Here is a 23,438-nt window from a genome sequence, read left to right as displayed (position 1 = left end):
GGGGCGCCGTGCTCGGGAGGGAGCGGCACCCCAGCCGGGACGGCAGAAGACGGGAGGAGGGGCGGGATGACTCAGCAACCGGAGCACCTCGACGACCCCTGGGCCGCCGAGGAGAGCGGCGGCCGGAACCTCCCCGTCGCCCGGCAGTCCGCCAACGGCCGGGCGGACGGGCCGCGTTCGGCCGCACTCGCCGAGCAGCACGAGCGCTCCGACGAGGCACCGCGCAGCGCCTTCGAGCGCGTGCCGCCGCAGGACCTCGAGGCGGAGCAGTCGGTCCTCGGCGGCATGCTCCTCTCCAAGGACGCGATCGCCGACGTCGTCGAGGTCCTCCAGGGCCAGGACTTCTACCGCCCCGCGCACGAGACCGTCTACGCGGCGATCCTCGACCTCTACGCCAAGGGCGAGCCGGCCGACCCCATCACCGTCACCGCGGAGTTGACGCGCAGGGGCCAGATCGGGCGGGTCGGCGGCCCGGGGTACGTGCAGTCGCTCGTCCAGGTCGTGCCGACGGCGGCGAACGCCGAGTACTACGCGGAGATCGTCCGTGAACAGGCCGTGCTGCGCCGCCTCGTGGAGGCGGGCACACGGATCACGCAGATGGGATACGCGGCGGACGGCGACGTCGACGACATCGTCAACACGGCCCAGGCGGAGATCTACGCCGTCACCGAGCAACGCACCTCGGAGGACTACCTCCCGCTCAGCGACATCATGGAGGGCGCCCTAGACGAGATCGAGGCGATCGGCTCCCGCAGCGGCCAGATGACCGGCGTCCCCACCGGCATCACCGACCTCGACTCCCTCACCAACGGCCTCCACCCCGGGCAGATGGTCGTCATCGCGGCCCGCCCTGCCATGGGCAAAGCTCTGGCTCTCGACACTCCGCTGCCGACCCCCGACGGTTGGACGACCATGGGCGACGTGCAGCAGGGCGACTTCCTGCTCGACGCCGACGGAAGGCCAACGCGCGTCGTCGCCGCGACGGACGTCCTGAACGACCGGCCCTGCTACAGGATCACCTTCGACGACGGGACGAGCGTCGTTGCCGATGCGCAGCACCAGTGGCTCACAGAGACCCGAGCCTCCCGCCGTTCGGGGCAGGAGGCCACCGTCGGACACCACCGCAATCGACGGAGCTTCCCCTCGGTGAAGACGACGGAGGAGATCGCCCGCACGGTGCACTGCGACACCGCCGATCAGCGCCTGAACCACTCCGTACGCACCACCGAGCCGCTCGACCTCCCCGAGCGAGAGCTGCCGGTGCCGCCGTACACGCTCGGCGCGTGGCTTGGAGACGGCACGGGGGCCGCGGCGCGGCTCACCACCGCGGACCCGGAGTTGTTGGGCCACCTCCGGAAGGATGGTTTCACAGCTCGTCGGGTCGGCAACTCCAGGATGACCTACGCCCCGGCTTCGGCGGTGGCCGCTCCGGAACGCGTCGAGCGGTCATGCGCGGTGTGCGGTGCGGCCTTCGCCCCAAGGCTTCCGCATGTGCGTTCATGCGGAAGGTCCTGCGGAGGACGGGCACGCTTCCTCTCCCCGCCGGTTCCGCACTCCGCCTGTGTCGACTGCGGCGCCCGTTGCTTCTCGGCGTTCGTCGAACCCCGTTGCGCCTCCTGCACCAGGAAGCACGGCAGTCTTCTCGTACTCCTGCGGGAGATGGGAGTGCTGGGAAACAAGCACATCCCCGAGGAGTATCTGCGTGCCTCTGTCGGCCAGCGCAGGGCCCTGCTCGCCGGTCTCCTCGACACCGACGGGACCGTGAACGCCACGGGTTCGGTCCAGTTTGCTGTTACCAACCGAGCCCTTGCCCAAAGCTTCCGCGAGTTGGTGCTGGGCCTGGGCTACCGGTGCGGGATGTGGAAGAAGCCGGTCGAGGGTCGCTCTCAGTCCTCCTCGACCTGCTATGTCGTCACTTTCACCACGGACGACGACGTGTTCCGGCTGGAGAGGAAGCGGCAGGCGCACCTGGCTCGGCGTCGCCGGGCGACGCCGAGGCTGAAGCAGCGGTTCGTCGAGAAGGTGGAACAGGTCGCATCGGTTCCGGTGCGGTGCGTCCAGGTGGACAACCCCGCTCACCTGTATCTGGCGACTCGTTCGATGATCCCCACCCACAACTCCACCCTCGCCCTGGATTTCGCGCGAGCGTGCTCCGTGAAGCACAACATGCCGAGCGTCATCTTCTCGCTGGAGATGGGGCGCAACGAGATCGCAATGCGGCTGCTCTCCGCGGAGGCGAGGGTGGCGCTCCACCACATGCGGTCCGGGTCGATGACCGACGAGGACTGGACGCGGCTCGCCCGTCAGATGCCCGGCGTCAGCGAGGCGCCGCTCTACATCGACGACTCCCCGAACCTGTCGATGATGGAGATCCGCGCCAAGTGCCGCCGCCTGAAGCAGCGGAACGACCTCCAACTCGTCGTCATCGACTACCTGCAGCTCATGCAGACGGGCGGCTCCCGGCGGCCCGAGAGCCGCCAGCAGGAGGTCTCCGAGATGTCGCGGAACCTCAAGCTCCTCGCCAAGGAGTTGGAGGTCCCGGTGATCGCCCTCAGTCAGCTCAACCGCGGTCCGGAACAACGCACGGACAAGAAGCCGATGGTGTCCGACCTCCGCGAATCGGGATCGATCGAGCAGGATGCCGACATGGTCATCCTGCTCCACCGCGAGGACGCCTACGAGAAGGAGTCCCCCCGAGCGGGCGAGGCGGACCTCATCGTCGCCAAGCACCGCAACGGACCGACCGCGACGATCACCGTCGCCTTCCAGGGCCACTACTCGCGCTTCGTGGACATGGCGCAGACGTGAGGGGGCTCGTAACCAGCTTCCCGCCGGGGCGCGCCTTCACGGAAGGGGCGGTTCTGCTCCTCCAGTCGAACAGCCGTCGACAGCACAGCGCTCACGTCGGCGGGGACATGACTTCACGGCTCAGCACGTGATGGTCACGACCTGTGAGACTCAGGTCCGTGTCACCGCGCCAGTGCTTGGCGATCGAACCTGAGAAATGGCAGGAAGTCGGTGCCCCCGGGCTGGGAAATCCGCTTGCAGCGCCCGACTGCGGCAACTTGAGAATGGCAGTCATGACCAGCGCTTGGACTGTCTGCCCTGAGCCGTCCGCTTCCTCCGTCGCACGCGCCCTGTGGCGTACGTATTACACGGAGGTGAGCGACCGCTGGTTCCAGGCGCATGAAGAACGGGACACCCCGGCCGACGAGTTGGAGCGCGAGCTCGTCGTAGCAAACGACCACGCCACGCTCACGCCACCCTCCGGGATGCTCCTGCTCGGTCGGTACGAGGGGAAGCCAGCGGGGACGGCGGGAGTGCGTCTTCTCAACGGCTGCTGCACGGCACAGGGGGAGTCAGGACGAGCCGCCGCTGAGCTCAAGAGGCTCTTCGTACTCAAGGAAGCACGCGGTACCGGCGGCGGCCCGGCTCTCCTCGCGGCCGCTGAGGACGCAGCTCGGACGCTCGGCGCCCGCACCATGCTGCTCGACACCCGGAGCGACCTGGCAGAGGCGTGGTCGCTGTACGAACGCAGCGGGTACGAACGAACCGCGCCGCACAATCACGAGACGTACGCGGAACGCTGGTACCGCAAGTGCCTGTGACCCGACCCGGACGAGGGCGTTGGCGCGGGACACCTCCAACTTGCGTCAGTGAAGCAACGGCGAGTCGATTTATGGGGCTCACTCCGCAACGGTTTCCGCTCGCAGCGATCGTCCGATCGCGAGGCTGTCCAGGTGCACCTGCGGCCGACATAGTGCGCCCATGACCGTTGGGTTCAGTGGTGAAGTGGCCGAGTACTACGCGAAGTTCCGGCGCGGTTATCCCGAGCGGGTACTCGACCGTCTTCAGGACTACTTCTCTCTGGCATGGGAGGACAGCGTCCTGGACATCGGATGCGGAACGGGGCAGCTCGCCCTTCCGCTGGCCGACCGCGTCCGGTCGGTGATCGGTATGGACCCCGAGCCGGACATGCTGCGTCTCGCAAGGGAGGCGGCGAGTGAGCGAGAAGTGCGCAACATTGCCTGGGTGCTCGGTGCCGACACCGACGTCCCTGCCCTCGCGGGACTGCTGGGCCGGGCGCCTTCCCTCGCGATGGCCGTCGTCGGACAGGCCCTTCACTGGATGCGGCACGAAGAGCTGTTCCGGGACCTGCTTCCGCTGTTCCGCGCAGGCGGAGGCGGAGGCGTCGCCGTGGTAGCCAACGGGGCACCGCTGTGGCTGCAGGACGCCGCCTGGTCCCGTGCCCTGCGCCACTGCCTGGAACGGCACTTCGAGACCGAACTGACCGCCTCCTGCGGGACCGCGGCTCGGGACCGGAGCCGGTACGCGCAGGCACTCGAAAACGCGGGCTTCTCGGACCTGCGGAGTACGACCGTCTCCTACACCGACGAGCTGAGCTTCCAGCAAGTCATCGGCGGTCTCTACTCCGCCATCCCCGCAGAGCAACTACCGTCAGCCGATCGACGACCGGCCTTCGAGGCCAGTATCCGAAAGGCGCTGCCGGGCGAAGAGCCCTTCCCCGAGCACGTCAACGTCTCCCTGCTCGTCGGCCGGGCCGGCTAGCTCGGGGCGCACGTCCCGCCGAGGACGCTGCGGAACAAGGCTCATGGTGGGCGGCGATGAGCCGTCAGTGAACTATCGCGTAGCCGCGAGGGCGGCTGTGCGGGCCGGGGCAAGGGATGTGATCGAGGTACTGCGGGGGCTGCGCATGCTCCGCTGGCCCGTGGATGCTGCCTTGTGGCGGGACGGCGACGAGCTGACGCTGAGCGACGCCGGGATGGCGGAGTAGGCGGCGGAGATCGGGAAAGCCCTCGACGGTGAGCTGTGGCGGATCGTGCTGACGCAGTGGCACGAGGACCATGTGGGCTCGACCGCCGAACCGGCCGACGGCACGGGCGGAGGTGCTGGCGCACCGGTTGGAGGCATCGGTGATCCCGGGGAGGCGGAGGGAGTGCCGCCGGAGCTGGAGGAGTTCGAGCTGCCGACCCGGGCGGCGTTACCCCCGCTGCAGTCGGCACCGCCGTGCCTGGTGTACCGACGGGTGGAGGACGGCGGTGCTGGTCGCGGTGTCCGGGCACACGGAAGGGTCGATCGCACTCCACCTGCCCGCTCCGGGCGTGCTGTTCACCGGTGACGCGGTCGCCAGCGTCGGCCGGACCGTGCTGGGTGTCTTCAACGCCGACTGTGCCCGAGTCGCTGCGTCGGCCGGCCAGGCCGGAGGTCGACACGGCGGTCTCCTGGCACGGCGATTCCCCTCGCCGACGGCGCGGCGGCTGCTCTGCAAGAAGCGGCCGCCGCAACGGCGTGAGGAAAGGCCGACGCTCCGGCCCCGTCTGTTCAGCGCCCGGGTGCTGCCGAACGGCGGCCGGATGAGCACAGGTTGCCGGGGGCGCCGATTGCTCGAACGACCTCGATCACGGCTCACGCAACGGGTGGGTGCCGTCAGGGGCCGGGCGCGCGGTGGTGCACGGACCGCTCGGGGCCGGTGGTGCGAGTCCAGCTCGCGAGGAGGTCGAGGGCCCGTTGCGAAGGGGAGCCGGGCTCGGCGGTGTAGACGTACAGGACGGTGTCGAGGTCTGCGGGAAGCGTCAACGTCTCGTATTGGACGGTGAGTTCGCCGACGAGGGGATGACGGAGGCGCTTGGAGCCGTGGGTGCGTTGATGGACGCGATGCTGCTCCCACCACTCGTCGAACGCGCGACTGCGTTCTCGCAGCTCGGCGACGAGGGCGGCGGTGGCCTGGTCGCCGGGGTCGCGGCCGGCGTCGAGACGCAGACTCTCGACCGCTGCGCGTGCTTGGTCCTCCCAATCCGTGAAGAGCGCACGGGCGTCGTCGTCGAGGAGCATCCAGCGCGCGTAGTTGCGCTCGCGGGGCGGAAGTTGTGCAAAGTCGACGAACAGGGCGCGCGCCATGCGGTTGGCGGCGAGGATGTCGGTACGGCGGCCGAGGACGAGGGCGGGTTCGCCGTCGAGGGCGTCGAGGAGCTGGTGGAGGCCCGGGCGTACGCGCTGGGCGCTGACGGGGTGCCGGCGGGCCGGGGCAGCGGTCGCTCCGATGAGGTCGCGCAGGTGGGCACGTCCTGCCTCGTCGAGGGCGAGGGCGCGGCCGAGCGTGTCGATCACGGTCGGTGAGGGTGTGATGTTCCTGCCCTGTTCGAGGCGGGTGTAGTAGTCGGTCGACACCCCGGCCAGGCGTGCCACCTCTTCTCGGCGCAGGCCCGGGACACGACGTACGCGGCCGTCCGACGGCAGGCCGGCCCTGGACGGATCGCCCTGGCTGCGGGCCCGTTTGAGGAAGTCGGCGAGTTCGTGCTTCTTGCTGGCCACGTGCTCCAGTGTCCCGGATCGCCACGGCTTGCGGCCGGCCCTGTGCGTCCCAGGTTCACCGGTCCGCTGTTGTGCAGGGCGTGGTATGCGGCCCCACCGGCGCCGAGCGCGGCCCAGAGTGGATGTGTGCCGACTCGCTGCGGCGGTCCGCTCTTGTGCTGCGCGACTGCGCGGAGGGGCAACGCCGCTGCGTCCGCTGCCCGGTACGGACGCCCGCTTCTGCACCGGACGCGAAGTCCGCAGACGGCGCGGCGGAGGCCAGCGAGCCCGTCCCATCGAGAGGAAACCCATTGAGCAAGATCCTGATCGTCATGTCCGCCGCCGACGTCTGGGAGCGCACCGACGGCTCGACCTATCCGACCGGCTACTGGGCGGAGGAACTGGCCGCCCCCTACGAGAAGTTCGTCGAGGCCGGCCACACGGTCGACTTCGCTTCCCCCGGCGGAGTGCTGCAGCCGCTCGACCGGCACAGCGCCGACCCGGAGCTTGCCGGTGCCGACTGCGCCCGCTACGTGGCACAGGCCGAGCAGGCGCTGCGCGCATTCGGCCCCCTGCTGAAGTTGGACGAGGTGGGCATCGACGACTACGCCGCGATGGTGCTCCCCGGCGGCCACGGTCCGGTCGTGGATCTCTTCCAGGATGCCGACCTCGGCCGGTTGCTGACCGCCGCGGACGCGGCCGGAAAGGTCATCGGAGCTGTCTGCCACGGACCTGCCGCCCTGCTCAGCGCCGTCGACGCAAAAGGGAGGTGGCTCTTCGCCGGCCGTGAGATGGCGGCGTTCACCGACGAGGAGGAGCGGCTCTTCGGCACGGCAGAGGGCGCACCGTGGCTGCTCGCCGCCCGGCTGAGGGAGAGGGGCGCCGTCCACTCAGGGGGTCCGGCCTACCAGCAGTTCAACGTGCGCGACCGCAACCTGTGCACCGGCCAGAACCCGGCGTCCAGCGCACGCATGGCCGAGGACGTGATCGCGGCGCTGGGGTGAGCGGGTCGCCGGCCACGTCGGCCGGGCCGTCGACGACCCACGGCGCACTGCCGAAACTCCTCGCGTGGAATTCCGTCTCCCCTCGGACGCTGCTGCCAGGGGCTGGAGAGACAGCCAACCGGCAGAGCCGGACATCAAGCGTCGGTACCTGGCGTCGAATGCCGCTTCAAAGACGGCTGGTCCAAGCTCCGGTGGAGCACAAAGCGGGGTGCCGAGCCGGTATGCGCTCGTATACTCGTGCGAGCTCTTGGAGGGGGAGGCAGTGAAGCTTGCCGAGGCACTGGCGGAACGTGCGGCAGCGACGCGTCGTGTGGAACAGCTACGAGCGCGCGTCGTCAGCAGTGCGCGGTACCAGGAAGGGGAGACGCCCGCCGAGGACGCCGCTGAGCTGTTGGCCGAGGCCGGTGAGGTACTGAACACCCTGGAGGCGCTGATCCGGCGGATCAACCGGACCAACGCCACCGTCGAGTTGGAGCCGGACGGCACGCTCACCGATGCCCTCGCCCGCCGGGACGTGCTGCGGCTGCGTCACTCGGTGGTCACGGCAGCGGCCGACGCGGCGGCGGGCAAGGGCGAGCGGGGGCACGGCCGGCAGCTCCGGTCCGAGTTGATGATGCTTTCCGCGCTTCCGGTGGCGGAGCTCCGCGGTCAGGCGGACGCGCTCGCTCGGGAGATCCGCGAGGTCGACGTGCGCATCCAGCGTGCGAACTGGGAGGTCGATCTGCTGGACTGAGCAGTCCAGCAGATCGCGACGCTGTGGAGCAGGTAGCAGCTTCGGAGGCGTGCACACACCGAGGGCCGGCGGTTTTCCGGCCCACTCCTGGCGCGTGAAGAGCAACGCCGGGGTTCGACTCCCCACCAACAGCGCAGCTCAGCACGGCGTACAGGTAAAGGTGCACAGCGCACGGCACATCACCACGTGCAGATCCGAGGCGGCGAGGGCGGGTTCGGGGCTTTCCACGGCGTCAGGGAGGACGGCGGCCGCCGGCGGAGAGCGCGGCCGTGCTCCTGCATCTCGGCGCCCGAACCGACGGCGGAAACCGGGTCGTTGAGGAGCTGGTCGCGGACGGTCTCCAACGACCGGGCGATCCGGTCGGTCGGCAACCCACCGCACGCCTGCGAGGCCGACCGGTGAGTGGCTCTCGTGGCTCAAGCGGTGTGGATCTCCGCGAAGGGCAGGAGGAGTGCGGCCGTCTGCGATGGCGCCTCCAGGATGGGCGTGTGTCCGGCACCGGGCAGCCACTCGACCGTCGCGCCCCGCACGGCACGGTAGTCGGCCGCGGAAGAGGGGCGCCATCGCCGATCCTCTTCGCCGAAGACGACCAGCAGCGGCTTGCCGAGGACGGTCAGCCGCTCCGGGAGCGCTCGCTGGCGCAGGTAGGCGGTGGACGCCTGCATCGCTGCGGTGACCGCGCGGTAGGTCATGCCGCGCAGGTCGTCGACGAGTTCCTGGGGCACCTGGTAGCCCGTGCGGAACCCGGTGCTCGCGAACCGGCGGATCTGCTCGTCGGCCGGTGGCCACTGCGTGGGGTCGATCGCGAGGTCCCCCTGTGCATGCAAGGCGTCCATGCCGGGGCCCGTGTTGATGAGGGCGAGCGCCGTCACCAGGTCGGGGCGCTGCTCGGCGAGAGCGGTGGCGGCGTAGCCGCCGCTGGAGTGGCCGACGGCCAGGGCGCGTTCGATGCCGATCCGGTCCAGTGCCGTGCCGATCCTGCGTCCCTGCGCGGGGATCGCGTAATCGGCGTCGGTCGGTTCCGCCGAGCGACCGTGCCCCGGCAGGTCGATGCGGACGACGCGATGGCGCGCGGTCAGTAGCGGAACCAGCGCGTCCCACGAGCGGTTCGAGGTGGCGGAGCCGTGGACGAGCAGGAGCACGGGGGCGTCACGAGGGCCGTCCTGGCGTACGTGGAGGTCGCCGTCGTCCAGGCGGAGGAGCGCGTCCCCGGTGGCGGCGACACTGTCGTACGGGTGCTTGTCGGAAGGAGTCATGGCTCCTATGTCACCGTCGGTGGGCACGGGTGGCTTGGACGAATGTTCCCGCTTCGGGCCGCTTAGCCTTGCGTGATGGGGACTCTCACGAGTGCGTGTGACGATCCCGCTGCGTGGGACGTCGTCCGTCCGCAGCGGCCCAGCCGAGTGCCAGGCGTCGACATGACCGGGTTCCGGGTCCCCGGCATGTCCGCCGGCGGCCTGCGGGTGGTTCCGCACGCGGCGGTGATGCTGATCCTGGAGTTCGGGGCGGGCGGGTCCACCGTGGAGGACGGCGCCGAGCGGTGGTACAGGGGCAGTGTCGTCGGCGGGCCCGGGGCCGGCTCGGGAGGCGGGGTCCGGGCGTGGGGCGTGGACGTCGAGTGCGTGCAGGTGCGCCTGTCTCCGGTGGTCGCGGGCGCGGTCATGGGTACCTGTCCGGCCGACCTGGCCGGTTCCCTGGTGTCCCTCGACGACCTGTGGGGCGGGGAGGCTGCACGGATACGTGAGCAACTGGCCGAGATCCCCTCGTGGGCGGGCCGCTTCGCGTTCACGGAGACGTTGCTCGCCCGCCGGCGCGAGGCGCGGTCGCCGGTGGACCCGGCGCTCGCCTGGGCCTGGAACCGGATCGTCGTCAGCGGGGGACTCGTCCGGGTCGACGACCTGGCGGCCGAACTCGGGTGGAGCCGCGGGAGGTTGTGGGCCCGTTTCCGCTCGCAGCTCGGTCTTCCGCCGAAAAGCGCGATGAGACTGGTCCGGTTCGACCGCGCCGCGCACCGTCTGGTCGCGGGCGAGGACGCGGCCCGAGTCGCGGCGGACGGCGGCTACTGCGATCAGTCCCATCTGCACCGGGAGGTCAGGGCGTTCACCGGTGGAACCCCGGCGACCGTGTCGGGTGAGCCGTTCTTGACGGTGGACGACCGCGCATGGCCGACCGGAGCGCCCTTCTGAGACAGCGCACCGTTACCGACGCCGCCTCCGCGGGGAGTCGCGGAGGCGGCGCCGAGGCGGCCGCCCCCGCGGTGGTGAGCATGTGCCGGTCAGAGTTGGGAACCGCCACCGTCCACAGCGAGTTCGGCGCCGGTCGTGTAGGTGGCGTCGAAGGCGAGAAAGGCGACTGCCTTCGCGACCTCGGCGGGGGTGCCCATGCGCACCATGGGGTTGTCGGCGGCCATCTGCTCCTTGGTCTGCTCCGCCGTCTCCAGGGGCATCGACTTCTCCAGAATTCCGGAGTCGATCGGGCCGGGGCTGACCGCGTTGACGCGGACCTTCCGCGGGAGCAGTTCGCGGGCGAAGCTGCGGGTCATCGAGCGCAGAGCCGCCTTGCTCGCCGCGTATGCGCTGAGCGCGGGAAGGCCCAGCACGTTCGCGACCGAGGTGGTGAGCACGACGCCGCTCCCCTCGGCGAGCAGTGGGGCGAGCTTCTGAACCGTGAAGTAAGGGCCCTTGGCGTTGCTCGTCAGCAGCTCGTCGAAGAGCTTTTCGCTCGTCTCCTCGAACGGGGCGAAGCCGTTGACCCCCGCGTTGGCGAACAGGGCGTCGATCGTTCCGAACTCGGCCTGCACGCGGTCGGCCAACGCGCGGATGTCGGAGAGCGATGACGCGTCGCTGCGTACCGCTGTCGCGTTGTCGCCCAGCCGGCTGCGGGCGGCGTCGAGCGCGTCCCGGCGGCGCCCGGTGATCAGTACCCGTGCCCCCTCGTCGACGAGGAGCCGGGCGGTGGCCAGTCCGAACCCGCTGCTGCCTCCCGTGATCACGACGTTCCTGCCCTCGTACCTGCCCATGGCGGACACCTTTCGCCTCGGAGATCGCACCCGCCGGATCGGCCCGGTGGGACGACGTCGAGTCAACCTCCGTGCGAACGAAGGCGTCCAAGTCCTGTTTCGTACACCGTCATGCAGGTTCGGCATCACGCGTAAGGTGTCTGCATGTCCGACGAAGCCCCGCCCGCTCCGGCCCTCGGCCCGGAACCGGACCTCGACTTGAGGCTGGTGCGGTACTTCTTGGTCGTCGCCGAGCACCTGCACTTCGCCAGGGCGGCGGAGGCGCTGCACATCGCCCAGCCCTCCCTGAGCCGTCAGATCCAGCGGCTGGAGGACGCTCTCGGCGTGCGCCTGCTGGAGCGCACCACCCAGGGCACCGGCCTCAGCGCGGCCGGTGCGGCGTTCCTACCGCGGGCCCGGGCGCTCTTGCACGCCTCCCGGCAAGCGGTGCACGCCGCACGCGCTGCGGCGCCGCCCCGCACGCTCACCGTCGGCTACGTCGAGGACCTCGTCGTCACGGCTGCGGTGCGGGAACTGCGCCGCCGCCGTCCCGACGCCCATGTCCGCACCCGTCACCTGGACTGGGACGGAACCGGCGCCCTCCCCGACCGCCGGGTCGACGTGCTCGTCGCCCGCACGCCGCTGCCGATCCCGACCGAGGACCTGAGGATGACCGTCCTCTACGACGAACCCCGGGCGCTCCTCGTACCCGCGTCCCACCGCCTCGCCGGCACGGAGTCGGTCAGCCACCGTGACGTCGCCGCCGAACCTCTCGTGGCCTGTGCCGGTATGGCCGCGGTCTGGAGCGGGTTCTGGCAGCTCGAACCCCGGCCGGACGGCAACGCCGCTCCAGTGGGCCCGCTGCTGGTGGACACCTACGAGGACAAGCTGGAAGTCGTCGCCGACGGGCGGGCCGTCGCCATCGTTCCCGCGTACGACCGGCGCTGGGCGCTGCGCGACGACCTCGCCACCGTCCCTGTCGACGGGATCGAACCCTGCCAGGTGGTCGTCGCGTCCCGCGCCGACGACCACAGTCCGCTCGTCACCGCCTTCCACGATGCCGCGAGCCGGCTGCTGGCGGGTCCACGTTGAGAGGGCGGCACTGCCTCCCGAGTCCGGCCGCCCGCACGGGGTTCATCCGTCGGCGTCTCGTCCTGGTTCAGCTCGCCGGTGTGCCCTGGTGGAAGTACAGGCGCCAGCCCGAATCCGTCCGACGCCACAGGGAGCTCCGCCATGCCCGGCGTCCCCCGAGGTCGGCGAGGTACGTCAGGTGAACGAGGTCCGGAGCGAGGACGGCTCCCGACATCTCGCTGACCCTGACCGAGGAGGCGGGGGCCGTCGTACCGCTCGTCACGGTGAGGATCGTCGTCGCGTCCCAGCGGCGGCCCGACGCCCCGATCTCTACGAACGCCGGGTCCAGGAGCTCCGTGACGAGGTCGGGCCGCGCTCGCACCTCGGGATCGAGAAGCCGCAACTCCGCCTCGGTGGCCGCTTGAACGGCCCGCTCGTCCTCGTTGGCCATGCGGGGACACTACGGACACGTCCCGTTCCCTGCCGCCGGTTCCGCTCGTAGCGCGCGTCCGGCTCCATGACCGGTGGTCAAGCCTCCAGCAGCCGCTCGCGCAGGGCCGCCACGAGCGCGTCGTCGACGTCGAGTCGGTGGGAGGCGTAGCCGCGTACGGAGCCGTAGCGGTGGTTGAGGTCGGTGAGGAAGAGCTGCATGATCTCGGCGGGGGCGCGGCCGTAGGCGGGCCAGCGCAGCGTCAACTCCGGGTGTTCCGCGTGCCATTCGGCGACCAGGCGGGCCGTGGCGTGCTCGGTGAGCGCGAAGTCGGTGACGATGTCCCGCTCGTCGACGCCGAGGAGGGAGAGGACGAGCATGGCGAGGAGGCCGGTGCGGTCCTTGCCCGAGTGGCAGTGGAAGACGAGGGGCGCGGTGTCGGCGGCGATCACTTCCAGTGCCGCGCGGAGCTCGGCGGTGCCGTCGTGGGCCACCTCGGCGTACCTGTCGGCGAGGTACCGCGCGGGGTCGACGTCCGGGGCGAGGCCGGCCTGGTCGTAGGGGCGGTGCTCGATGCTGAAATTGTGGTAGGTGAGGCCCGGGTGTTCGGGGACGCGCCCGCTGCGGGTGATCTCAAAGGGGTAGCGGAGGTCCACGACTGTGCGGGGGCCGAGGGAGAGGAAGAGGTCCCAGTCGGCGCCCCGGAGCTTGCCCAGGGAGTCCGAGCGGAAGAGGCGGCCCCACCGTACCCGGCGTCCGTCGGCGGAGCGATAGCCGCCCAGATCACGGAAGTTGTGCACGTGCGTGAAGGTGACGTGTCTCTGCACGCGGCCACCATACGGCCGACCGGCGCATCGCGGCCCGCCTGAGCACGTTCCGGAGCCCGGCGCCTCGCTACGGTGCACGGGGTCGGACGCGGAGAGGTGGCGGATGGGACGGTTCACGCGGGACGAGCTGGAGGCGGCGAGGGACGTACGGCTGCCCGACCTGCTCGCCGACGGGCTCGCGGTGCTCTTCGTCGGGATCAACCCGGGCCTCGCGTCGGCGGCTTCCCGGCGCCACTTCGCCACCCCGGGGTCGCGGCTGTGGCCTGCCCTGCACCGTTCGGGGTTCACGCCGCGGCGCCTGGCGCCGGGCGAGGAGCGCGAGTTGCTCGGCTACGGGCTCGGCATCGCGAGCCTGGTGGCCAGGCCCACGGCCCGGGCCTCGGAGCTGACGGATCGGGAGTTCGTCGAGGGGGGAAGGCGGCTGCGGCGCACGGTGCGGATGCGACGTCCCGACTGGGTCGCCTTCCTCGGGGTGACGGGGTTCCGGGCGGCGTTCGGGGTGTTGCGCGCCGACGTCGGCCCGCAGCGGGAGGCGATCGAGCGGAGCAGAGTGTGGGTGCTGCCGAGCCCGAGCGGGCTCAACGCGCACTATCCGCCCGAGGCGCTGGCGCAGGAGTTCAGGCGCCTGCGGGAGGCCACGGGGCTGCCCGACCGCTCGGCGTGCGCGTAGCCGTCAACTCGCAAGAAGGCCAAGCAACTTCGGGTGAGACCCGCGCAGGAATGCTCGAACAGGCTTGCCCTATCGTGTGACGACCACATACGTGAGGGGGCGTCGTGTCGTATCCGCAGCAGCCGTATCCGCCCAAGGGTGACTCCAACACGCTCAGCATCGTCGGCATCGTGCTGGGGTGCGTGGCGTTCCTGTTCTGTCCGCCGCTCTTCGGTATCGCAGGGCTCGTCTGCGGCATCGTCGCCAACTCGAAGGGGGAGCGGCTCGCCGGCACGGCGATCGGGGTGTCGATCGCGGGGCTCGTCCTCGGGTTGGTCGTCGGGTTCGCCTTCGGGACGCTCAGCGTGTGACCCCGGGGCCGGTCCCCGTCAGGCGGGCTCCTCACCTGTGGCTTTCCGCGCGCGGTGGTTGGCGACGTTGAGGCGGTTGCCGCAGAGCGCAGGCATGCAGTATCTGCGGCGGCCGGCCTTGCTCGTGTCCACGAAGACGCCGTCGCACACGGGCGAGGCGCAGCTCCGGAACCGTGCGTGGCCGAGGGCGCGGAGCACGCCGAGGAATCCGGCAGCGGCCAGCGCGCCCAACTCGTCGGCGAGCGGGGCGCCCCGCGCTGTGCACAGGTGCCACTGCCACCGTCCGGCGCTGTCGCGGAGGAGGGTGGGGACGGCGCCGGCGCGGGTGAGCAGCTCCGTAGCGCCGGTGACGACGGAGATCTCGTCGCCGGCGAGGACGAGGGAGCGCAGCTCCTTGCGGAGCGAGCGCACCTCGTCGAGGTCGTCCGTGGTGAGACGGGGTGCGGCGAGCATCGCGTGCGGCTCGACGCCGTGCTCGACGAGGAAGCGCCCGAGGGCCGTCGGGCTGGTGAGCGCCTCGCCCGAACTTCTTGCCGTCGGAGCGGTGTTGATCAGGTCGGTGGCGAGTCCGGCGCCAAGCGCGTAGTCGGACATGGGCGTCTTCACACCTTGCTCCCCAGGGATGGTAACCGGCGTACTAAGACTTTACCCATTAGAGGCAGGACCAGGCCTCCGCGCGCCCACGCGGTCAGGGTGCGGCGTGCCCCAACTCCCGCGCGTTGGCGACGCGACGCGCCATGACCTCCTCGCGGCGCTCCGCCATCTCGCGCAGGGCCTGCTTGCGCGCGCGGGCGGCGAGGCGGTCGAGGTACAGCCGCCCGTGCAGGTGGTCGGTCTCGTGCTGGAGGCACCGCGCGAAGTAGCCGGTGCCCTCGACGGTGACCGGGCGGCCGTCGCGGTCGCACCCGTGGACGACGGCGCGGTCGGCACGGGGGAGCTCGGCCCCTGCCCCCGGTACCGAGAGGCAGCCCTCGACGTCCTCCAGCAAGCGGCGGTCCTTCTGTGCGACGGGCTCCAGCACCGGGTTGACGACGTGGCCGACGTGGCGTGTGCCCTTCTCGTCGAGGCAGTCGTAGACGAAGAGCGCGAGGTCGAGGCCGACCTGGTTGGCTGCGAGCCCGGCACCGTCGGCGACGTAGAGCATGAGGAACATGTCGTCGACGAGCGAGGCGAGTTCGGGGGTGCCGAACTCGGTGACCTCGCGGCACGGCCGCCGCAGCACCTCCTCGCCGACCTCGGTGATCCGCCGCGGGGCACCTCGCCCTGCCTCGGGCGGGAGGAGCGGATAGCCGTCCACCGGCTCACCCTGGAGCCGGGTCCGGCCGTCTGCGGGTCTGGGGCGTGAGAGGGCCAACTCGGGTGCTCCTTACGGTTCCCGCGGCAGCAGCGCACGGTGCGCCGTTGCCAACTACTTTGCAAAGTAGCAGACTTTGCAAAGTGACCGAAGAGGAATCAGCAGACCAGCCCGTCACCTCCCCCGGGCTCCCCGCCCACCCGATACGCGACGAACTCCTCGCCCTGCTCGCCGAGTCCGGCACCCTCACCTCCACGGAGGCGGCCGCCAGCCTCGGCCACAGCTCCGGCCTCTGCTCCTTCCACCTGCGTCAACTCGCCCGGTACGGACACATCGAAGAGGCACCGAGCACCTCGGGGCGCGCCCGCCCCTGGCGGCTCGGCACCACGGCGCCCCCCGCGCCCGCGGGCCAACCGCCCGACGTGCTCGACGAGTTCGCACGCGGCCTGGAGGACGAGAGTTTCCACGGCTGGCGGAGGCGGCGCGAGGAAGCGCCCGAGGAGTGGCGGAAAGACGAGGCGTTCAGCGCCCTCGCCTACCTGACGCCGGAGGAGGCAGCCGAGGTCTCCGCGGTGCTGCGCCGCGCCCTGGACCCCTACCGCGCCCGCGAGTCGCGCCCCGAACTGCGTCCGGAGCGGGCCGCGCCCGTCGCGCTCGTCGCCCGCCTCTTCCCGCTGCTGCCGGACGACGACCGCGGGGCGTGAGGGGCGCGCGTCAGCCGCTCACCGGGGCGCCCTCGCGCTCCGCGACCTCCGCGACGAGGCGTTCCGCGGTCGGCGCCGGCACCCCCACGCGTGCGGCGGCGCGCAGCAACGCGCCGCCGATCGCGTCGAGTTCCAGGGCGCGGCCGGCCTCGGCGTCGCGGAGCATGGAGGACTTCGTCGGGGCGGGGAAGGTGTCGTACTGGGCGAGGACCGCCTCCGCGTCACCGGGGGCGCCGTCGGCCCGGCCGGCCGAGACGGCCTCGGCGACGACGGCGCCCAGCTCGGCGCGGTGCCGGGTGCGGACCTCGCCGAGGGTCGTGCGGTAGCGCGTGGTGAGCAGGGCGGCCGGCGCGAGGAAGTACATCTTCTGCCAGAGGACGGCGGCCTCGCTGCCGCCGAGCGAGGTGGGCACCCCGGCCCCTTCGAGCAACTGCGCGACGCCCTGGAGGAGTGCGTGCGGCACTCCGTCGCCCGCGAGAGCGACCTCGGCGAAGGGGCTGGTGTGCGCGATCACTCCGGGCTCCACCCGGGTCGACTCCACGCGGATCGCCCCCGGTGCCACCCGCCGCTCGTCGTGGTGGGCTCGCAACAGGCCCGGGTGCTCCAGGCCGTTGAGGAGCGGTACGAGCAGCGCCTCGCCGAGCGCCTCGCGCGGTATGCGGGCGAGCGAGGCCGCGAGCGCCGTGTGCTTGACGCCGAGGAAGCAGACGTCGACGGGCTCGTGCAGCTCGGTCCCCGCCTCGACCTGGGCCGTGAACTCCCCGTGCGCGGTGCTGGATACGCGGAGACCGCGCTCCCGCAGCACCCCGGCCGTCCGTTCGCCGGCGAGGCAGACGACGCTGTGCCCCGCACGCGCCAGCAGGGCGGCGAGGAGTCCACCCACCCCGCCGGGGCCCACTACCGCCACTCGCCTCGGTTCCTCGGTCTGCACGGGGGCTCCTCTCGGTGGTCAGTCCAGCGGCAGCTTGTAGCCGACGTGCGTGGCGCGGAACCCCAGCCGCTCGTAGAAGCGGTGCGCGTCCTCGCGCGTGGTGTCGGAGGTGAGTTGGACGAGCGCGCACCCCTGCCGTGCCGCCTCGTCGACGGCCCACCGCACCAGGACGCGGCCGAGGCCGCCGCCCCGCGCCTCGCGTGCGACGCGGACCGCTTCGATGGTGCCGCGCGTCGCGCCCTGCCGTGCGAGCCCCGGCGTGAGGGTGAGCTGGAGTGTGCCGAGGGGGCGGACCTCGCCGTGCTCGCGGCAGCCGACGACGAGGCGCTGGTGCGGGTCGGCGGCGATGCGGTCGAACGCGGCGCGGTACGGGGCGAGCCGGTCGGGGCGTTCGCGGGACGAGCCGAGCGCGTCGTCGGCGAGGAGCGCGGCGAGGGACGGGAGGTCCTCGGCCGTCGCGGCGCGTACGGTCCAGCCTGGCGGCGGTGGTTGCTCGGGCACGCCGCCGAGACTAGGCCGCCGAGCGGCGCAGCGGGAGTCCGCGGTGCTACTCGACCGAACTGGCGCCCGCCGTACGGGAGTCGGCCACGGGCCTCGCCGCCGTGCGGGTCCTGGCGAGGCGCTCCTCGGCGAGGGCACGGCGGCCGATGCGCGTGCGGCCCCAGGGCTTGAGCAGGGAGAGCGCCATCATGAACAGGTAGAGCGAGAGCGAGACCACAGGCGCCGCGATGAGGTCGCCCGCCTCGACCGCCTCGCCGGCGGCGGCCGCCTCGGCGGCTGCCGAGACGCGCGGACGGAGCGCGAAGAGCGTGGCGGTGCCGGTGGCGAGGGTGAGGGTGAGCTTCACCAGGACCCAGTAGTGGCGGAGCAGGCCCCAGTGGGTACCGAGGCCGAGCGCGAGCCCGGTGAGCAGGGTCAGCAGCGCGAGCGGTACCAGCAGCCAGTCCCCGAAGAGGTGCATCGCGCGGTACGCGGCCTCTTTCGTCGCGGCCGATTCCGTGGCGCCGCCGGTGAGGCCGAGCGCGAGCAGCCCGACGCTCAGCCCGAGCCAGGAGGCGGAGGAGCAGGCGTGCAGCACGGTCATGGTGCGCCGGGCGGGGCGAGGGAGCTGGGGTGGACGCGGCATGGGGACACGGTGCCTCAGCGGGTCCTGGCGGTGCGTCGCACGGCGGGAGGCTCCGGGGCTACTCAGGGGGGAGTACCGCGGCCCCGGCCGCTCCGCCTACTCTGCGGCCATGGACGCGACGACCACCCGGCGCCGACTGCACATCTTCGACCTCGACGGCACGCTGCTCCACGGCACGGCGGCGCCCGTCGAGATCTCCAGGAGGCTCGGTGTCGAGCAGGAGGTGCTCGCCCTCGAACGGGCCTTCGCCGCACAGGAGTTGGCGCCCGGAGAGTTCGCGATACGCGCCTGCGAACTCTGGGCGGGGCTCACGGAGCGCCACGTCGCCGCGGCCTTCGACGGCGCGCCCTGGCTCTCGGGAATCCGCGAGGTCTGGTCCGAGATCACAGCCCGCGGCGACCGCTGCGCCGTCATCTCCCTTTCCCCCGACTTCTTCGTCAGCCGTCTCCTCGACTGGGGCGCGCACGCGACGCGTGCCTCCCGCTGGCCGAAGGTCCCGCCGCCCGCGCTCTCGGGCGGCGTGCGGTATCCGCGCGAGCCCGTCGACCCGTCGGGAATTCTCACGCCGACGGCCAAAGTGGAGCTGGCGCGCGAACTCTGCGCGGATTTCGGTGTGGCGCCGCAGGACTGCGTCGCGTACGGCGATTCCCGTTCCGACGCCGAACTCTTCGCGGCCGTCCCCGTGTCGGTGGCCGTCAACGCCGACGCACACGTGCGGGACCTCGCCTCGCACCACTACACGGGCCGCGACCTGCGCGAGGCGTACGCACTCGTGGCAGGCACGGGGAGCTGAAGGAGGGCGGGGCCGAATCCGCCCGGCCGCTGCGGAAATCGGGCCGACGGGCTCGAGGGGGAATTGTGAACGGGGTTGTGTGAAGTGGCGTAATGGGTATTGTCGGAACGGCATCGTGCGGTAGCGGTCCGGCGAGGATTCCGCTCCCGGTGCCGGAATGGCCGCTGCCCCGCCGCCGTCGGCGGATCGGCGGGGCGCTGCCGCAGAAGCTGCGAGACGAGGCCCCGGATGACGACCATGCCGCCGGACGGCAACCTGTGGTTCGCTTCAGCGAACGGCGCAGGGCGCCAACCGGACGCGCACGCACGGCCGTCGGCGACCGAGGGCACCCACGCGCGCGTCGGGCAGCAGCCCGCACCCCGGGGAAGCTCGCCGTACGCGCAGCCGACCGAACCGTCGCCCGTGCAGTACCCCCGCACCGCGCTCCACCCGCAGGACGCTGCGCTCCTCCGCCGCTCGCTCGACGAGCTCGCGCCCGTCGCGTCCGAGGCGACCGGCTACTTCTACTCGCTGCTCTTCGTCCGCAACCCGGAGCTCCGCAGCCTCTTCCCGCTCGCCATGGACGTCCAGCGCGACCGCCTCTTCCACGCGCTGCTCACCGCAGCAGGTCTCGCCGAACACCCCGCCCGGTTCACCGAGTTCCTCTCGCAGCTCGGCCGCGGCCACCGCAAGTACGGGACCTCGCCCGACCAGTACCCCGTCTTCGGCGAGTGCCTCCTCGCGGCCGTCTCCTGCTGGGCGCCGCTCAGTTGGGACGCGGCGACGCAGGCCGCATGGGTCCGCGCGTACACCGCGATCTCGCAGACAATGATCGACGCGGCGGCCGAGGAGGCGAGGCGCGCCCCCGCCTGGTGGGGTGCGGAGATCGTCGACCACCGCCAGCGCACGCCGGACGTCGCCGAGATCACGTTGCGCACCGACCGCGGCTACCCTTTCAGAGCGGGCCAGTACGCACCCGTCGAGACCCCCTGGTGGCCGAGGGTCTGGCGGCACTACTCCTTCGCCTCGGCACAGCGCGGCGACGGCCTGCTCACCTTCCACGTCAAGGCAGTCGCCGGCGGCTGGGTCTCCACCTCGCTCGTGCGGCGGGCGCGCGTCGGCGACGTCCTGCGGCTCGGCGCGCCCTCCGGCACCATGACCGTCGACCACGGTGACGGAAGCGGCCTCCTCTGCCTCGGCGGCGGCACGGGCATCGCGCCGATCCGTGCACTGATTGAGGAGATCGCGGTGCACGGCGGACGCCGCCCCGTCGAGGTCTTCTACGGCGCACACAACCGCGACGACCTCTACGACCTCGCCGAACTCCGCATCTGGGAGCAGCGCCTGGGCTGGCTCGCCGTGCGCCCCGTGGTCGCGGCTCCCCCGGGCTCCAACGGTGCGCTCCCTGGACTCCTCCCCGACGCCGTACGCCGCTTCGGCCCCTGGCACGCCTTCGACGGCTACCTCGCGGGCCCGCCGGGACTGATCCGCAGCGGCGCCGAGGCGCTCCTCTGGTCCGGCATCCCGCAGGGCCGCATACGCCACGACGCCGTCGCCGAACTCACCGGCGCCGGCTGACCCTGCGCGGAACGCTGGACGGCGGCCGGAGGAGGATCGGCAGCAGACGTGACGCATCGAAGCGGACCACGACACCGCGGAGTATCCGGCGGGTACCCGAGAAGGAGGAGGCCTTCGTGGCGGAGGGAGAGCGGCGGCCCGGGGGCGGCCCTCGCCGGCGGGACGGTCTGCCGGGCAGCGAGGGCGAGCACGAACTCCAGCGCCGGATGGGCACGTCGGCCCGCGCCGAGCAGTTCTACCAGGAGCAGGTGCTCGACCATCTCAACGCGCGGATGCAGGAGTTCACCCGGCACCAGGAGATGTTCTTCCTCGCCACCTCGGACGCCGCAGGCGCCTGCGACTGCAGCTTCCGCGCGGGCCCGCCCGGCTTCGTCCACGTCGTCGACGAGTACACCCTCGTCTATCCGGAGTACCGCGGCAACGGCGTCCACGCAAGCCTCGGGAACCTGCTGGAGAACCCGCAACTCGGCCTGATCCTCGTGGACTTCACGCGGGCGAGGATCGGCCTCCACATCAACGGCAGGGGCGAGGTCGTCCCGGACGCCGAGGTGCGCGCCGCACTTCCTACGCTCCCCGTCGACCCGGTGCCGGGGCGGCATGCCGAGCTGTGGGTCCGGGTCTCCGTCGAGGAGGCGTACATCCACTGCGCCAAGCACATACCGCACCTCCAGAAGGCCCCAGGACGCCCGGCCCGCGAGTGGGGCACCGACGACTACAAGCGCAAGGGCGGCGACTTCTTCGGCGCCGCCCGTTCCGCCGACGAGCGCTCCGTGGCGGCCGACCGGCACGTCGACGCCGTCCGCGCACCGCAGAGCGACAGGACGGCCGCCCTCCCGCTCGGCGGCTCTGCCCAACAGCGCGTCGCACCGTCGCAGTTGGCGCCGCCACCGAAAGGCGGCGCCCCGCACCCCGAGGAGCCGACCCCCGACACCACCATGGCGCTCCGGCAGGCCGAGCTGCCCTCCGGACCCCGGCAGCCGTCCCCGAGCGCCGAGGCCGACCTGCTCCTCCGCCAGGCCCAGCAGGCGCTCGCCGAGGCCCGGCGCCGAGGGCAGCGTTCCGCGCGCGAACCCGACTCGTTCCACGGGTGGTTCGGCTGACGGCAGCGCCGGCTCTCAGCCGAGGTCGTGCGCGAGCAGCGCCTGTACGCCCTCGATGTTGGCGCGCAGATAGACCCTGAGGCTTTCGGGCACCACCTTGACGGAGTCCAGCCCGGCCCGGCTGAAGGGGATGCGGACCACCTCGTAGCTCCCGCGGGGCGCCTCCACCTCGGGCCCGTGCCGCTGCGAGAGGTCCATCGACGCGAGCCGGCAGACGAAGAAGTGCTGCACCTTGAGGCCCGGCGGGTGCGCGCGGTGCGGGACCGTGTCGACGAAGGCCGGCACCACGTCCGTCACCTTGGCGCCCAGCTCCTCGTCCACCTCGCGGTGGAGCGCCTCCACGACGCTGCCGTCGACGCCCGGCTCCACGCCGCCGCCCGGGGTGATCCAGTACGGTTCCGCTCCCGGCTTCGTCCGCTTGATCAGCACCATCTCGACCGCGTCCGGCGCGAGTTCGCCGTCGAGGAGGACGGCGCGTGCGGTGCGCTTCACGACCGGGGTTTCGTCGCCCATCTCCGGTGTTTCACCGGTCGGCGCCGCGTCCAAACCCGCCGAAACCGGTCCCTCGTCGCGAGGTTCACCAGTGTGCGGCGGTGCGCAGCAACCGGTCCTGTGTGCGCGCGAGGTGCGGCAGCGCCGCGGTGCCGGCGCGTGCCGTGAGGAAGTAGGTGCGCAGCGGGGGTACGTCCGGGTCGTGGAGGGTGGCGACCTCGCCGGCGGAGAGCGCTCCGGCGCAGAGGTACCGCGGGAGCACCGAGACGCCGGCCCCCGCGCGCACGCACTCCAGCACGGCGCGCAGGTCGGGCACTATGACCGCGCCCACGTGCGTCGGCGAGGCGGCGAAGACCGACTCCCAGTACCCGGCGAGCAGCGGCAGCGACTCGTGGACCGCCACCACGGGGACGTCCTTGAGGAGCCGTGCCCCCTCGGCGCGGACGGCACCTGGCCCACCGAGCCGGGACGCCCAGGCGGGGGCCGCCACCAGGACGTGCTCCTCGTCCCAGAGCGGCGTCGTCGAGAGGAGTTCGCCGTGTGCGCGGGCGGTGCCGACGGTGAGGTCGTAGTGCCCGGCCGCGAGTCCCTCCAGCCCCGCTCGCGCGGTGACGAACGCGGCGCGGAGCGTCAACCCCCGCTCCACCAGGGGCGCGAGCGCGGGGAGCACGCGCAGCGACATCAGTTCGGGAGGCCCCGCCAGATGCAGGGTGCGCCCCGCCGGCTCCTCCGGGTCGATCTCGGTGATCTCCGCCAGCGCGTCGACGTGCGGCGCGACCCGGTGCGCGAGCTCCTCCCCGACGCCCGTCGCCGTGACTCCGCGGGACTGGCGTACGAAGAGCGGGCGCCCGACCTGCCGCTCCAGGGTGCGTATCTGGTGGGTGACGGCCGGCTGCGAGAGCCCGAGCAGCGCGGCGGCGCGCGTGAAGGAACCGGCCCGGTGCACAGCGAGGAAGGTGCGCAGCAGGGCCAGGTCCATCACGTCTCCGATGCGCGTTTCGACGGGGTTGCCGCCTATGCCGCCGACGGTGTCCGCAACGATAAGT

General features: G+C 71.9%; 26 protein-coding genes. 14 read left to right on the top strand and 12 right to left on the bottom strand.

The annotated features are described in order from the left end of the window. Positions 1–66 precede the first annotated feature (66 nt). The 4 genes from dnaB (at position 67) to F603_RS36025 (ending at position 4,795) form a co-directional block, all read left to right on the top strand. The gene (dnaB, locus tag F603_RS0121875) at positions 67–2,808 is read left to right on the top strand and encodes a replicative DNA helicase (RefSeq protein WP_019548092.1); all 2,742 of its coding nucleotides are present in this window, start codon (positions 67–69) and stop codon (positions 2,806–2,808) included. 263 nt (positions 2,809–3,071) lie between these two features. Next, positions 3,072–3,608 (top strand): GNAT family N-acetyltransferase, encoded by a 537-nt coding sequence (locus F603_RS0121870; RefSeq protein ID WP_026328625.1) that lies wholly within the window; start codon positions 3,072–3,074, stop codon positions 3,606–3,608. Between the two features lie 160 nt (positions 3,609–3,768). Next, complete coding sequence (locus F603_RS0121865) at positions 3,769–4,569, top strand: class I SAM-dependent methyltransferase (protein ID WP_026328624.1); 801 nt, start codon at positions 3,769–3,771, stop codon at positions 4,567–4,569. Positions 4,570–4,636: 67 nt separating this feature from the next. After that, positions 4,637–4,795 carry a hypothetical protein gene (locus tag F603_RS36025; RefSeq protein ID WP_245600865.1) on the top strand — a complete coding sequence of 53 codons (159 nt, stop codon included), beginning with the start codon at positions 4,637–4,639 and terminating at the stop codon, positions 4,793–4,795. Positions 4,796–5,448: 653 nt separating this feature from the next. Here the strand turns inward: F603_RS36025 and F603_RS0121855 are convergent. Further along, a complete protein-coding gene (locus F603_RS0121855) occupies positions 5,449–6,333 on the bottom strand; it encodes a helix-turn-helix transcriptional regulator (RefSeq protein ID WP_019548088.1) in 885 nt (294 codons plus the stop codon). Positions 6,334–6,623: 290 nt separating this feature from the next. Between F603_RS0121855 and F603_RS0121850 the strand changes: the two genes are divergently transcribed. Next, positions 6,624–7,316, top strand: coding sequence for a type 1 glutamine amidotransferase domain-containing protein (locus F603_RS0121850; protein WP_019548087.1), 693 nt, complete (start codon positions 6,624–6,626; stop codon positions 7,314–7,316). 262 nt (positions 7,317–7,578) lie between these two features. Next, positions 7,579–8,049 (top strand): DIP1984 family protein, encoded by a 471-nt coding sequence (locus tag F603_RS0121845; RefSeq protein WP_026328623.1) that lies wholly within the window; start codon positions 7,579–7,581, stop codon positions 8,047–8,049. 416 nt (positions 8,050–8,465) lie between these two features. Here the strand turns inward: F603_RS0121845 and F603_RS0121835 are convergent, their stop codons facing one another. Then, positions 8,466–9,305 (bottom strand): alpha/beta fold hydrolase, encoded by an 840-nt coding sequence (locus F603_RS0121835; RefSeq protein WP_019548084.1) that lies wholly within the window; start codon positions 9,303–9,305, stop codon positions 8,466–8,468. A gap of 162 nt (positions 9,306–9,467) precedes the next feature. On the opposite strand from F603_RS0121835, the gene F603_RS0121830 reads away from it, so the two are divergent. Beyond that, on the top strand, positions 9,468–10,235 hold the full coding sequence (locus tag F603_RS0121830; protein WP_019548083.1) for a helix-turn-helix domain-containing protein: 768 nt from the start codon (positions 9,468–9,470) through the stop codon (positions 10,233–10,235). 89 nt (positions 10,236–10,324) lie between these two features. On the opposite strand, the gene F603_RS0121825 is transcribed toward F603_RS0121830, so the two are convergent. Then, the gene (locus F603_RS0121825; RefSeq protein ID WP_019548082.1) at positions 10,325–11,068 is read right to left on the bottom strand and encodes an SDR family oxidoreductase; all 744 of its coding nucleotides are present in this window, start codon (positions 11,066–11,068) and stop codon (positions 10,325–10,327) included. A 144-nt stretch (positions 11,069–11,212) separates the two neighbouring features. Here F603_RS0121825 and F603_RS0121820 point away from each other — a divergent pair, with 144 nt between their 5' ends. Beyond that, positions 11,213–12,139: a LysR family transcriptional regulator gene (locus F603_RS0121820; protein WP_019548081.1), complete on the top strand. Its 927-nt coding sequence runs from the start codon at positions 11,213–11,215 to the stop codon at positions 12,137–12,139. A gap of 67 nt (positions 12,140–12,206) precedes the next feature. Here F603_RS0121820 and F603_RS0121815 read toward each other — a convergent pair whose 3' ends face one another. Both F603_RS0121815 and F603_RS0121810 read right to left on the bottom strand, forming a co-directional pair. Next, complete coding sequence (locus F603_RS0121815; RefSeq protein ID WP_019548080.1) at positions 12,207–12,569, bottom strand: nuclear transport factor 2 family protein; 363 nt, start codon at positions 12,567–12,569, stop codon at positions 12,207–12,209. Positions 12,570–12,646: 77 nt separating this feature from the next. Then, positions 12,647–13,375, bottom strand: coding sequence for a tyrosine-protein phosphatase (locus F603_RS0121810; protein ID WP_019548079.1), 729 nt, complete (start codon positions 13,373–13,375; stop codon positions 12,647–12,649). Positions 13,376–13,478: 103 nt separating this feature from the next. Here F603_RS0121810 and F603_RS0121805 point away from each other — a divergent pair, with 103 nt between their 5' ends. Both F603_RS0121805 and F603_RS0121800 read left to right on the top strand, forming a co-directional pair. Then, the gene (locus F603_RS0121805) at positions 13,479–14,045 is read left to right on the top strand and encodes a mismatch-specific DNA-glycosylase (protein ID WP_019548078.1); all 567 of its coding nucleotides are present in this window, start codon (positions 13,479–13,481) and stop codon (positions 14,043–14,045) included. Positions 14,046–14,149: 104 nt separating this feature from the next. Next, positions 14,150–14,395, top strand: a complete 246-nt coding sequence (locus F603_RS0121800) for a hypothetical protein (protein ID WP_019548077.1) — start codon at positions 14,150–14,152, stop codon at positions 14,393–14,395. Between the two features lie 18 nt (positions 14,396–14,413). Here the strand turns inward: F603_RS0121800 and F603_RS0121795 are convergent, their stop codons facing one another. Together F603_RS0121795 and def are read right to left on the bottom strand one after the other, a co-directional pair. Further along, positions 14,414–14,989, bottom strand: coding sequence for a CGNR zinc finger domain-containing protein (locus F603_RS0121795; protein ID WP_019548076.1), 576 nt, complete (start codon positions 14,987–14,989; stop codon positions 14,414–14,416). Positions 14,990–15,083: 94 nt separating this feature from the next. Continuing rightward, positions 15,084–15,692: a peptide deformylase gene (gene def, locus F603_RS0121790; RefSeq protein ID WP_019548075.1), complete on the bottom strand. Its 609-nt coding sequence runs from the start codon at positions 15,690–15,692 to the stop codon at positions 15,084–15,086. A gap of 140 nt (positions 15,693–15,832) precedes the next feature. On the opposite strand from def, the gene F603_RS0121785 reads away from it, so the two are divergent. Then, positions 15,833–16,393, top strand: coding sequence for a helix-turn-helix domain-containing protein (locus tag F603_RS0121785; RefSeq protein ID WP_019548074.1), 561 nt, complete (start codon positions 15,833–15,835; stop codon positions 16,391–16,393). A gap of 10 nt (positions 16,394–16,403) precedes the next feature. On the opposite strand, the gene F603_RS0121780 is transcribed toward F603_RS0121785, so the two are convergent. The 3 genes from F603_RS0121780 to F603_RS32580 are packed head-to-tail and all read right to left on the bottom strand — an operon-like array spanning position 16,404 to position 18,408. After that, complete coding sequence (locus F603_RS0121780; protein ID WP_211231112.1) at positions 16,404–17,324, bottom strand: ketopantoate reductase family protein; 921 nt, start codon at positions 17,322–17,324, stop codon at positions 16,404–16,406. An 18-nt stretch (positions 17,325–17,342) separates the two neighbouring features. Next, positions 17,343–17,825: a GNAT family N-acetyltransferase gene (locus tag F603_RS0121775; RefSeq protein WP_019548072.1), complete on the bottom strand. Its 483-nt coding sequence runs from the start codon at positions 17,823–17,825 to the stop codon at positions 17,343–17,345. Positions 17,826–17,871: 46 nt separating this feature from the next. Further along, positions 17,872–18,408 (bottom strand): hypothetical protein, encoded by a 537-nt coding sequence (locus F603_RS32580; RefSeq protein WP_019548071.1) that lies wholly within the window; start codon positions 18,406–18,408, stop codon positions 17,872–17,874. A gap of 151 nt (positions 18,409–18,559) precedes the next feature. On the opposite strand from F603_RS32580, the gene F603_RS0121765 reads away from it, so the two are divergent. The 3 genes from F603_RS0121765 (at position 18,560) to F603_RS0121755 (ending at position 21,900) form a co-directional block, all read left to right on the top strand. After that, complete coding sequence (locus F603_RS0121765) at positions 18,560–19,243, top strand: HAD family hydrolase (RefSeq protein ID WP_037956660.1); 684 nt, start codon at positions 18,560–18,562, stop codon at positions 19,241–19,243. Positions 19,244–19,471: 228 nt separating this feature from the next. Next, entirely contained in the window at positions 19,472–20,800 is a 1,329-nt protein-coding gene (locus F603_RS0121760; RefSeq protein WP_019548069.1) for a globin domain-containing protein, read from the top strand. Positions 20,801–20,916: 116 nt separating this feature from the next. Then, the gene (locus tag F603_RS0121755; protein WP_019548068.1) at positions 20,917–21,900 is read left to right on the top strand and encodes a pyridoxamine 5'-phosphate oxidase family protein; all 984 of its coding nucleotides are present in this window, start codon (positions 20,917–20,919) and stop codon (positions 21,898–21,900) included. Between the two features lie 15 nt (positions 21,901–21,915). Here F603_RS0121755 and F603_RS0121750 read toward each other — a convergent pair whose 3' ends face one another. Together F603_RS0121750 and F603_RS0121745 are read right to left on the bottom strand one after the other, a co-directional pair. Next, complete coding sequence (locus F603_RS0121750; protein WP_019548067.1) at positions 21,916–22,413, bottom strand: NUDIX domain-containing protein; 498 nt, start codon at positions 22,411–22,413, stop codon at positions 21,916–21,918. A 64-nt stretch (positions 22,414–22,477) separates the two neighbouring features. Next, positions 22,478–23,371: a LysR family transcriptional regulator gene (locus F603_RS0121745; protein WP_019548066.1), complete on the bottom strand. Its 894-nt coding sequence runs from the start codon at positions 23,369–23,371 to the stop codon at positions 22,478–22,480. Between the last annotated feature and the right edge of the window lie 67 nt (positions 23,372–23,438).

It is taken from the genome of Streptomyces sulphureus DSM 40104 (assembly GCF_000381025.1).
Taxonomy (GTDB): Bacteria; Actinomycetota; Actinomycetes; order Streptomycetales; family Streptomycetaceae; genus Streptomyces; species Streptomyces sulphureus.
This window is presented reverse-complemented; position numbering and strand designations above follow the sequence as displayed.